The organism is bacterium (assembly GCA_021108215.1).
Lineage (GTDB): Bacteria > Oederibacteriota > JAAXVQ01 > JAAXVQ01 > JAUVAV01 > JAIORK01.
The window spans coordinates 18,048-29,404 of record JAIORK010000048.1; the positions used below are offsets into that span (position 1 = coordinate 18,048).

9 protein-coding genes are annotated in these 11,357 nt (G+C 48.6%); 6 read left to right on the plus strand and 3 right to left on the minus strand.

Annotated features, from left to right (window positions below; genetic code table 11):
- Nucleotides 1-22: 22 nt before the first annotated feature.
- From K8S19_11070 to K8S19_11080, 3 genes are read left to right on the plus strand one after another with little or no spacing between them, the layout of a single operon-like run.
- Complete coding sequence (locus tag K8S19_11070; GenBank protein MCD4814218.1) at nt 23-343, plus strand: nucleotidyltransferase domain-containing protein; 321 nt, start codon at nt 23-25, stop codon at nt 341-343.
- Entirely contained in the window at nt 327-740 is a 414-nt protein-coding gene (locus K8S19_11075; GenBank protein ID MCD4814219.1) for a HEPN domain-containing protein, read from the plus strand. Before K8S19_11070 ends, K8S19_11075 begins: the two co-directional genes overlap by 17 nt.
- Nucleotides 737-2,581 carry a PorV/PorQ family protein gene (locus tag K8S19_11080; GenBank protein MCD4814220.1) on the plus strand — a complete coding sequence of 615 codons (1,845 nt, stop codon included), beginning with the start codon at nt 737-739 and terminating at the stop codon, nt 2,579-2,581. Before K8S19_11075 ends, K8S19_11080 begins: the two co-directional genes overlap by 4 nt.
- Here the strand turns inward: K8S19_11080 and K8S19_11085 are convergent.
- Nucleotides 2,562-3,878 carry an NHL repeat-containing protein gene (locus tag K8S19_11085; GenBank protein MCD4814221.1) on the minus strand — a complete coding sequence of 439 codons (1,317 nt, stop codon included), beginning with the start codon at nt 3,876-3,878 and terminating at the stop codon, nt 2,562-2,564. The genes K8S19_11080 and K8S19_11085 overlap by 20 nt on opposite strands.
- A 216-nt stretch (nt 3,879-4,094) precedes the next feature.
- On the opposite strand from K8S19_11085, the gene amrB reads away from it, so the two are divergent.
- Both amrB and K8S19_11095 read left to right on the plus strand, forming a co-directional pair.
- Nucleotides 4,095-4,910, plus strand: coding sequence for an AmmeMemoRadiSam system protein B (amrB, locus tag K8S19_11090; GenBank protein ID MCD4814222.1), 816 nt, complete (start codon nt 4,095-4,097; stop codon nt 4,908-4,910).
- Nucleotides 4,911-5,018: 108 nt separating this feature from the next.
- Nucleotides 5,019-7,223 carry a GAF domain-containing protein gene (locus K8S19_11095; protein ID MCD4814223.1) on the plus strand — a complete coding sequence of 735 codons (2,205 nt, stop codon included), beginning with the start codon at nt 5,019-5,021 and terminating at the stop codon, nt 7,221-7,223.
- Nucleotides 7,224-7,245: 22 nt separating this feature from the next.
- Here the strand turns inward: K8S19_11095 and K8S19_11100 are convergent, their stop codons facing one another.
- Together K8S19_11100 and K8S19_11105 are read right to left on the minus strand one after the other, a co-directional pair.
- The gene (locus tag K8S19_11100; protein MCD4814224.1) at nt 7,246-8,184 is read right to left on the minus strand and encodes a transketolase family protein; all 939 of its coding nucleotides are present in this window, start codon (nt 8,182-8,184) and stop codon (nt 7,246-7,248) included.
- 97 nt (nt 8,185-8,281) lie between these two features.
- Nucleotides 8,282-9,043: a transketolase gene (locus K8S19_11105; protein MCD4814225.1), complete on the minus strand. Its 762-nt coding sequence runs from the start codon at nt 9,041-9,043 to the stop codon at nt 8,282-8,284.
- Nucleotides 9,044-9,659: 616 nt separating this feature from the next.
- On the opposite strand from K8S19_11105, the gene lnt reads away from it, so the two are divergent.
- Nucleotides 9,660-11,330: an apolipoprotein N-acyltransferase gene (gene lnt / locus K8S19_11110; GenBank protein ID MCD4814226.1), complete on the plus strand. Its 1,671-nt coding sequence runs from the start codon at nt 9,660-9,662 to the stop codon at nt 11,328-11,330.
- Nucleotides 11,331-11,357: the final 27 nt, after the last annotated feature.

The window sequence follows — 11,357 nt, forward strand, 5'->3', positions numbered from 1 at the left end:
GTTCCCTACTGGGAGTTTTGAAATGATTTCGGAAGAAACCATCAATCAGGTCACAAATTTGTTAAAAGCGGCAGCCCCGCATGCCACGGTGATCCTCTTTGGATCGCAGGCCCGGGGAGAGGCAGGTGTACACAGTGATTTGGATATTATGGTCATTGAACCAAAGGTAACTGCCAGGCGTGCTGAAATGGTACGGCTTTCCGATGTTCTTCGTCCCTTGAAAATTCCGGTGGATATCGTTGTTTCCAGCCGGGATGATTTTCAAGAGTGGTCTGACATGCCAGGCACGGTTTTTCATAGAGCAGCCCGTGAAGGACGTGTTTTATATGACACAGCAGGATAAACAATTTTTTCTTTTAATGAAAAAGGCCAGGCAGGATGAGTATATTCTTGAAAAATTGGTTGGTGATGAAGATGCGCCGGTTGAAATTTTTGGTTTTCATGCCCAGCAAGCATCAGAAAAAATACTGAAGGCGGTTTTGGCAAAAAGCGGATTGTTGTTTCCGCCAACGCATCGGCTGGTGGAATTAATTGACCTGGCAAAAGACGGTGGGATTGAGGTGCCGGATCAGTTTGAAGAAATAAGGCATTTAACACCCTTTGCTGTGGAATATCGTTATGATGTTTTTGAAGATGCGCAATTTGAACCATTGGATAAAGAACACATCCGCCAATTGGTGCACCAATTGCATGAATGGGCGGAAATAACACGTTTCCATAAAACAGGAAATCACTCATGAATTATTTTTTTAAGTATCAAAAGATACCCATAATGAAAATGACAACTTTTCTGTTTTTTTGTGTATTTTTTGGATTGTTGGCAGTTAATCACGCCGCTGACCTTGAAGAAAACTACGCCTATTCGCAGGTGGCGATGCCGGAGATTATGATCGGCGCGGGGACCCGGGCAACTGCCATGGGCGGTGCGGCAGTTGCCGCCGGCAATGACTTGAGCTCGCTTTTTTGGAATCCGGCAGGCTTGGAACAGTTGAAGTCCACCCAATTTTCGTTTATTCACAATACCTGGTTGCAGGATATCAACCGCGAAACAGTGATTTTTGCTGTGCCGTTTGGTAAGGATTTGGTCGTGGCCCTGGGAGGTAATTACTTGGGACTCGGTAGTTATGAGAAGACCGGGATTGCCGCAGACGGGGTGATGATTTATAACGAAGAATCGGTTGCCATGGCGATGTTTGGCGGCTCATTGGGTGCGGGCATGGCAATAACCTCCGATATCAGTGTCGGGGGTGCGGTGAGTTTTGCCATGCAGGATTTGGGTGAGGTCTCGCCCATGACAGTGTATGCTGATTTGGGAGCGCAATACCATGGGATGAAAAATATGGTGCTGGGCATCAACTTTGAAAATTTGGGAATGGGCGTTGAGGGATATTCGATTCCCATGGGTGTTCAAGCGGGCGGCACCTATCAGTTTAATTTTGGGAATCCGGGCGAACTGCTGCTTGCATTGGACACAGAAGTGTTATTTCATGAAATTGCCGATTCGATTATTCATTTTGGGTTTGAATACATCTATGTCCGGATATTAAAAATCCGGGCAGGCTATCAGTTTTCCGCAGCTGCCAAACCGGAAGGATTATGGGGGTTGACCGCCGGTTTGGGGGTCAATCTGGGTGCTTGGGATTTTGGATACAGCTTTGCGCCGCAAGGTGACCTGGGCATTGCCCACCGTATTTCTCTTACACTGGATTTGAAAGATATTGGCAAGTCGTCCAAAAAAAAGCGGAAGAAAAAAGAGAAGAAAAAGCCGATCATGACACCGCGGATGGGATTCGGCATTGATGGTGGTTCCATAAGCGCAAGGCGGGTTTCGCCGATTGCTGCGATATCAAAAGAAGAGGCAGCCATGCGATCCTTTTTGAAGGGGAGCTTGAAGATAGAGGCACGCGTGACCAAAGCCAGGAAAAAAGGGGCCCGGGAAGTGCATTTTCGTGTCAAGCGCAGCTCAGGGGCACGCGTGAAAAATTGGAAAATGACTTTGCGGGACCGGCAGGGCAAGACGCTGCAGGAATTCAAGGGCAAAGAAATTCCCAAGCTTATTCGTTGGAACGGCCGGGACAAAAAAGACCGGATTGTTGAGGATATCAAGGGCGTACGTTACCTTATGGCGTTGCAGGATATCAACGGCCAAAAAGAGGAGCAGCAGGGAAGAATTGGGGTTAGTAGCAAGGGGACGCTGCCTATGCAGAAAAATCCGCGCCAAGAATTTTTTAATTCAAAAACATTTGGGCCGATTCTTTTTGGCCGGAACCAGGCAGAGGTTTCGTCTAAAGCAGCCCGACAAGTTGCCGCTATAGCGGAATTTATTTATCAGCATCCGAACACTAAAATTTATATTGAAGGTTATACCGATTCGGTCAATGAAGGGAGCAGAAAAGTTTATCTTGCAAAAGCCCGTGCCGAGGCGGTTGCCCGTTATCTGACTGCTTATCATAAAATTCCTATGTCGCGCATTCTTATGCGTGGACGCGGCGCTTCCAATCCTGTTGCCAATAATCTTGATCCGGATCTGCGGTACAAAAATCGCCGGGTTATTATTACGGTCAAGGGGCAGAAGAGATAGCCGGTACGAGTTTTAGCAGTTTTCGTTTGGCTTTAAATTGACTGGATGAATACGTCGCAACCGCCAGCACTTCGATCGCAGAAGCTTTCGCCGCACTCTGACTTGGCAGATGCCAGTGGTGCAGATGCGCTCCTGAATCAAACCATTTTTTATCAAACAGTATTTCTTGTTTCTTTGTGGACGGATTCATTCGAATTGTGATCCAGGCAGGTTCGGTTAAAAAATAGCTGATTTTTATAGTGGCTGATTTGAGTGGATCACGAATTGCCCGGGCATCAAGAATATCTGTTCCGATCCAGAAATAATGGGCAGCCTGTTTGTCTGCGACAAAAACCTGACCAAAATGCCGGTGAATGGCAATGCCGGTCGGAGATTGAAAAAAGCCGTCCCCTTTGCCTGGTTGCCCAAAGCTTACCAGATGATCCAGCTGCCGGTTGAATTTGTGAATTTCCGAGCGCTGCGGATCAGTGACCCAAATATTTTCATAGTAGTCCAGTTCCAGCCAGGCAAAAGCAGCGGGTTCTCCGGAAAAACCCAGAGAGGCGGCAGTGCGTTGATGATGCAAATTACCCGCGAAATCCATTCGTGAAATTCGTTGTCCATCCTGATCGGAAAAAAAAATAAAAGCACTTTTGTAAAAGGACCAGGGTTCACCGGGATCAACCACAGAAATTGCACGGGGAGCTGCCAGACGTTTTTTATTTGGCAGATCGGGTCCGATACTTTTGGTATAGGCGTGGTCCGGCGTGTAAATTAGAATTTGGTTTCGCAAGGTATCGGTAATAAACAGGGTCCCTTGGGAATCCAATGCAATGCCCCAGGGTTTTTGCCAGCCGCCGGGTGGTTGTGGCAAGACTCCTTTTGGGATCAATCGGTTGTTTTTTAATTTTAAGATGACAACCTCTTTTCGTCCGGGATCAACGACATAGGCCGTACCATTCGTGTGGAGAGCGACTCCGGCCGGTTGGAGGAACGCATGCGGAGAATTCAGATCATCGCCCACTACATCGAGATGGGTCAGGTCGGGATTGTAAATAAGGTGGCCTTGGCCGCTGTTGGCGCCCAGTACGCTGATTTGAAACTGAGGTCCCGGTTTTTGTATGCCAAGGTTATGCAAAAGCAGGTTACACGTCAGGTCTTGTGGTTGGTCGAGATAGGTGCGATTACCCAAAAACAGCCGGAGCAATTCCGGGGTTCCCCGATGGATGCCGAAGGGAGTATGCCAAAAAGGCGGATAGAGTAGAGACGTCGGTTCTTTTTCCACAAGCTGCGGCCCGGCAAAAAGAGTGTGCGCCATGAATGTTAGCGAACCTGTCAGGATGAACAACCGGACCCAAGAGTGCATCTCTTTGTGTTAGCATGGAGGAGGGGTAACTGTCAAATTGAAAAGTCGGCAAGCTGCGGGGAACAAGCGATGTGCTTGCAGTTATTATCTTTTGAAAATTCCGATTCAATTTTAAGATGAGATATGGCATTATTTGAGCAGAGACATCAGTATGTGAAGGAGGACGGTATGCTGCGTTATCCGGCAGTTGCCGGGATGTTTTACGAAGAAAACAAGGCGGCGCTGCAACTTCAATTGGACGGGCTCTGGCCTGAACCGGGCATGCCAAAGCGGTCTGCGCTTGGCGCCATGGTGCCTCATGCAGGATATGTTTTTTCCGGACGGACGGCGGCCAAAGTCTATGCAACTTTGAAACCGGCAGATGTCTATTTTCTTTTAGGCCCCACGCACAGTGGGCAAGGGGGTGCAATTGCACTTTCCCGGGCAGCGGAATGGGAGACACCCTTGGGACGCGTTTTGGTTGATGGTCCCATGAGTGCGGCCTTGAAAAAAAGTTGTTCCGGTGTATCGTACAGCGACCAGGCGCATGAAGGGGAGCATGCCATAGAGGTGCAGCTTCCGTTCTTGCAGAAAATGAGTGGTGGGTTTTCCATTGTGCCGATAGGATTGGGAACGCATTGCATGACGCAGCTTCGCAGGCTGGGGGAAAGCATTGCGGCGTTGATCCAAAACAGCCGGAAAAAATGTGTGGTACTGGCATCATCTGACATGAATCACTTTGCATCTTTGGAAGACACACAGACGCTGGATAAAAAGGCGTTGCAACCTTTGCTGGCATTGGATGCAGAGGGACTTATGGAGACCGTGGCTGAACAGAATATTTCAATGTGTGGTGTCGGACCGGCGGTTGTGATGGCAGTTGCTTCCAAAGCGCTGGGTGCGACTCGGGCAGAGCTGATAGATTATACAACCTCGGCGGAGGTATCAGGTGACGAAGACCGGGTGGTGGGTTATGCCGGTGTGTTGGTCTGTGCGGACACATGATACCGTCAAATGATCGCTGGGAAAGCGGCGAGACAATGTCCCTATGTGCGGCAGGCTTTCAGGATTATCATGACTGGGTGATCAAAGAAACCGGAGATGTTTCCTAGTATGCCGGGAAAGAAAACAGTAAAAAAACCTATTCGGAAAACGCCTAAAAAAATGAAGGATTCGTTTGTCCAAGGCGTGCTCAAAGCCGGCAGCCGGAAAGAGGTTGCCGGACTTATTGCCCGGGAAGCCGGACGGTTGTTTGGTGCATGTCCTGCCTGGATTGTGATTTTACCTCCGGATGGGAGCAGACCGGTGCTGGTGGCGGCATCCAAACAGCTTCGTTTGCCAAAAGCACCGGACGATGAGCTTATCCAATGGGTCGCGGATCAGAAAAATATTTTACAGGTGATCCCGGGAAGGCAAGTCATTTTTCAGGAATTGAAACCCAACGGGGAACAATGGCGCAGTCCAGCAGGTCCGGCAATCATGCTGCGTCGTTATCAAAAAAGTCGGGCATGGTTGGGTAAATCCTTTGAAAAAGGCGCAGTGTTCATTGCTTCGCTGGACACACCGAAAAAAAAGAGCCGAATACTTCCCAAGGATGGAAAAACGATTTTGGTTTTGTTTGCCACGGCGTTGACCGAACAGGTTAAAGCGGAGGTGCAACCTTTTATACAGACGGCACGCATGGCAGTCGGTATGACAGGTCAGAAAAAGAGTCTGGCAAAGCGTCTGCGGCAAACCACTTCCATTGCCGAGATTGCGCAAAATATTAACGCTATTTTGGATCTAGATATTCTTTTGCGGTTGATCATTCTTGAAGTGGCAAATGCCATGCAATGTCAGGCCAGTGATATATGGATGACAGGTGAGCAAACATCAGAATTGGTTTGCAAAACAAGCCTGGGTCTGGCGGCTGATTTGCGGGGGCGTCCTTTGGCGGCAGCGTATACCCGGCAAGCCATGAAGACGGGTGATGCGGTTTGGATTGAAAATGTCGGAGATGACGAAAAATTGGATCAGGAACTTTTGCGTAGCGCCGGGATTGTATCGATGGCGGTTATACCGCTGAAAATTAAAAATAAAATAATAGGTGTTCTCCACCTTTTTGCGAAAAAACAGCATGCCTTTGTTTCCGAGGAACGGGTGTTGCTGAAAACGTTGGTCAATCAGGCCACGACCGCGATCGACAATGCCAATCTGTTTGAGGAGACCAAACAGCGTGCCCAGGAATTATTGGCACTGTATGAGGTGGCGCAAGTCATCAGTGAGGTGTCTAATCTAACTCATGCTCTGGAGCAGATTGTCGGGAGGGTGAGCGAGGTTTTAAATGTCGAAAAATGCTGGCTGATGTTCTTGGATAAAAAAAACGGGAGGTTAAGCGCGCATTCCGCCGCAGTGGGATTTTATGAAGAACAAATTGAGGCGATGAATTTGCCGCTGGATGCGCCGGGAATTTCTTCCCGGGTTTTTCACAGTGCACGTGAAATGTTTACCAATACCGCAGAGCAGGAGCCGTTGGTTGAGGCGGAATTTAAAAAGCAGTTTAAGTTGCGAAATTTAATGGCTGTGCCCTTGCGCGGTCAGGAAGAAACCTTTGGTGTGTTTTTTGTAGCTAATAAAAAAGGCGGCAATTTGTTCAAAGGCAATGACGTACGTTTGTTTAGAACCATGGCTTCAGAGGCTTCTGTGATTATTCGAAATGCCACGCTGTATAATAAGCTCAAGAGCAGTTATCAATCAGTGATTCAGATTATCACCGGTATGATTGATGTTCGGGAACCCTATACCCGGGGGCATTCGGGGCGGGTTGCGGTTTATAGTGCCATGATTGCCAAACAGTTACAGCTGCCGGAAGACATCATTGAGCGTATTCGGATGGCGGGTCTGATGCATGATATCGGTAAGATCGGTATTCCGGAAAATGTACTGCTCAAAACCGAAGCATTGACCCCGGAAGAACAGGCTGCCATGGAACGCCATCCGGAAATCGGCGGTCAGATACTGGAAAATATTGAATTGCCCTGGAATATTCATGATTTGGTTTTGTGTCATCACGAAGCCTATGATGGCAGTGGATTTCCCAATGGATTGCAGCAAGAGGATATTCCGCTGGGATCGAGGATTATTGCAGTGGCCGATGCCTTTGATGTGGCCACCAGCAGCGTGGGGCAGCAACCTTCCGAATTATCCCAAGATGGGTTTGCGATGATTTTGAAAGAATCCGGCAGGCATTTTGATCCGCGTGTGGTGAGCGCATTTGAGAAAATCCGGACGAAAGTGCAAGCCGTGATGGCGGAACGGCACCGGCGGAAAGTGGATTGAATGATCCGGAGTCTTGAGTTGTTTACCGCGCGGCGAGCAGTTGTCTGACTTGGTCGGCAAGTTGTTTTGCAGTCAATCCATGTTTTTCGAAGAGTTCTTCCGGTTCGCCGGATTCACCGAATTGATCACGTACACCCAGCCGCTTGAATTTTGTCGGGATCGCTGATTCTGCCAACACTTCAGCTACCGCACTTCCCAACCCACCGATAATCGTATGCTCTTCGGCAGTGAGAACAATGCCGGTTTCCTGAGCGGCTTTATAGACAGCAACTTCATCCAGTGGTTTGATCGTGTGCATATTAATAACCCGAAGGGTGATGTTTTCTTTTTCTAAAATTTCCGCTGCTTTGATGGATTCCTGTACCAAGGTGCCACAGGCAATCATGGCGGCATCAGATCCATCCCGAAGCACCTGGGCTTTGCCGATTTCAAATGATTGGTCCGTCTTCAGACTTTCAACCTTTGGCCGTCCCAGACGAAGGTAAACCGGTCCTGGTAGATAATAAATCGCCTTGGTGGCTGCCGCAGCCTGCGGACCGTCGGCAGGGACAACTACTGTGAAATTGGGCATGACCCGCATAAGCGCAATGTCCTCAATGGCTTGATGGGAAGCACCGTCAGGACCGACCGAGAGTCCGGCATGGGTGGCACAAATTTTGACATTTAATTTGGGGAAAGCGATTGAGTTGCGAATTTGATCAAACGCGCGGGCAGTGGCAAAGACTGCGAAGGTGGAGGTAAAGGGGATTTTTCCCGAAACGGCCAGTCCGGCCGCCCAGCCGGTCATGTTTTGTTCGGCCACTCCGATATTATAAAAGCGGTCCGGATATTTTTTTGCAAAAACACAGGTTTTGGTAGAGCAGGAAAGATCCGCGTCAAGCACCACCAGGTTATCATGTTGTTCCCCCAGTTCGGCCAGCATGTTTCCATAGGCTTCCCGGGTTGCGATTTTTTCAGTCATACAAAAACTCCTTCGAATAATTACCGTCTCAACCGTATGTCTGCTAAAAGTGTTCGCTGCGGTTGGGTTTTATCAAGGGGAGAAAGCCCGTTGATTTTTATTTTTTTAGTTCCTCCAAGGCCTGACAGACCTGCTCTTGCGAGGGGGCCACACCGTGCCAGCCGGCTTTGTTTTCCATGAAGGTGATGCCTTTTCCTTTGACCGTCTTGGCAACAATAACGGTCGGCCGGCCGGTTTCATTTCGGGCTGAAGAAAGAGCGGCCAAGAGATTTTGCATGTCATGCCCATCGGCTTCAATGACATTCCATCCAAAAGCCTTCCATTTGTCGGAAATGGAATCCATATTCATAACATCCTGTGTCCTGCCATCAATCTGCAGGCCGTTGTTGTCAACAATGGCACAGAGATTATCCAATTTGTAATGAGACGCACTGGCGGCAGCCTCCCAGACTTGTCCTTCGTTTAACTCACCATCACCCAATACGGCATAAACCCGGTAGCCCGGTTTTCCGCTTTTATCACGGGCGGCGACGGCCATACCACACGCGACAGACAAACCCTGTCCGAGTGATCCGGTGGACATCTCAACACCCGGAGTTTTATTCATATCCGGATGACCCTGTAAGCTGGAATTGAGCTTGCGGATGGTTAAGAGTTCATCGCTGGAAAAATAACCGGTTCTCGCCAAAGCCGCATAAAGCGCAGGCGCAGCGTGTCCCTTGGATAAAATAAAGCGGTCCCGTTCCTGCCAGGACGGATTTTGGGGATCATGTTTGAGTTCTGAGAAAAAGAGAGTGGTTAGGATATCTGTTACCGAGAGTGACCCGCCGGTATGTCCTGAGCCGGCTTCTCCTAGCATTGCGATAATATCGCATCGGATGATTGTCGCCTGTTTCGCCAGAAAGGCAGGATCTGAATTTGTTGGGAATGGCACGATTAGAAAACCTCCATAAAATATGGGGGAAATGGTACTATTCCGGTCTGGTCTTTGTCAAGTGATAAAACCGGAACATTTTTGATTAAATAGTTGATCCTGAAAAAATCAAATTGGAACTCATTTCCCGATGGAGCCTGGTCAAACGATTGAGCAAGTACGCCGGGCATTGCCCGGCGAATGCCGGGTGCCGGGATTCGGATGATACGATGATACCTCGCCTTCGTTGACCGCTACTTTAGTGTCTATCCATATCCCCGTTCCGTACTTTGTTCTTTGGCAGCTCACGCGATCAATTGTTTGACCAACCGATAGTAGGGAATGGTCGCGACCATTCCCTACTATCGGTTGAGACCTGTGCGTATTGTTTCACTCCCATGCAGCCTATTCGTTCAACAACACGCGTACCAATATCCCTAACACTTTTCGTGTTTTTTAGGATCGACTCAATAATTAAAGAAGTATGGGTTTCGGCTGCTTTTCGAAAACTGCGGCAACGGCTAAAAAAGAATGTTATACTTTTTTCACGAAGGAGGTATTTGTGGGCGCACTCTCATTTTTTAAGCAATCGTCCCTTTGGAGGGATTATGCATTTGCCGGTTTTTCCGGTATGTTGCTTTGGTTTTCCTGGCCCAATGCCCTGTGGCCAGGATTTTCCTCACTTCCCGGCTGGCTGGCTTTGATTGCTTTGGTGCCTTATTTTTCTCTTTGGCGAAAAACCGGCTGGCGGGGTAATTTTGTCTATGGCTGGGTGGTAGGGTTTATTTATTTTTTGGGAATTATTTATTGGCTCCGGCTTATCAACAAAGATACAAATGTAGACAATACGATCGGCTGGATTTTTTTTGCTGCATGCGGAGGAATTTATTTCGGGCTTTTTGGCGCTTCGGCGCGTCTGCTCCGCGACCGGTTGCAGCTCCCTCATTGGTTGGTACTCCCGATTGTTTGGACAGCCTGGGAATATGTGCGTGGACAGATTCTCACCGGCGGGTGGCCCTGGGGGAGTTTGGGGCATTCCCAGTACGCCAATCCGCTTTTGCGACAAGTGGCGGCAGTCGCCGGTGTGGGCGGGGTTTCGTTTATGCTGGTTTGGATCAATTATTTTGTCCTTTTGGGCATAGACCGGCTAAACAATAGTGTTAGACATAGGGAACCGGATTTTTCAAGCATGTATTTTTCAAAAAAAAGAATTCAAGCGGCGCTGTTTCGAAAACCGCTTCATTTAATCCTGGGCGCAGTCATCATCCTCGTCTGGAGTGGCCTGCTGGGTATGCTGGTTATAGAGACGGTCCGGTTCGTGAGGGTAAAACCGCAGGCCCTCACCATTGCAATGGTCCAGGGAAATATTAATACGGACCAGCGTTGGGATGCTAGCTACAAGGACAAGGTTATGACCAAGATGGAGAGTCTGCATGCCCAGGCGGCGCAGGGGAAGCCGGATCTTATTATTTGGGCTGAGTCCTGTTTTCCGAGTTTCCTGGAATACACCCCGGAAAAAAAATGGGAAGACCGATTACGTGCATTGATACGCCAACACCAAATTCCGACAGTATTGACCAGCAATGAGTACCAGAAAACCTACTTGCTTGAGGGGCCTAAATACCATCATTATAACAGTGCTTTTTTATTAGGTCCGCAAGGTGAGGTTCTGGGGCGCTACCGGAAAATAAAATTGGTTCCCGGCGGGGAGTATATTCCATGGGAGTGGATGAAATCTTTCATGCAGGCAGTGGTGCGCGAACCGATTCCAGTGGATTTTGAACCCGGAACAGAGTATACGGTATTTCAGTGGGAGTCTTCCAAATTTTCAACGTTGATTTGCTATGAGGATCAATATGAAGTTCTGGCCACCCGAATGGCCCGGAAGGGTGCGGATTTTTTTATCTCACTTTCCAATGACGGATGGGCAGGAAAATCCGCCATGAGTACTCAGCGGGTTGCCATGTCGGTTTTTTTAGCTATTGAAAATCGTGCTTATTTTGTAAAAGCTGGTATGACCGGGCCCAGTATGCTGATTGATCCCTGGGGACGCCTTGGCAAACCCATTCCGCTTTTTGAGCCGGGAATCAATCCGGTTGTCATTTATCCCAGGACATTTTTAACAAGTTACGCGTGTTTTGGGCATCTTTTTTCTTTTGCCTGTTTCATCCTGATGAGTGCTTTTTTTTTGGCTGCGTTTTTACCAGTTCGGGTGCGCGGGAAGGTTGCCTAGCACTTCAATTGCCCAATTTTTTATAAA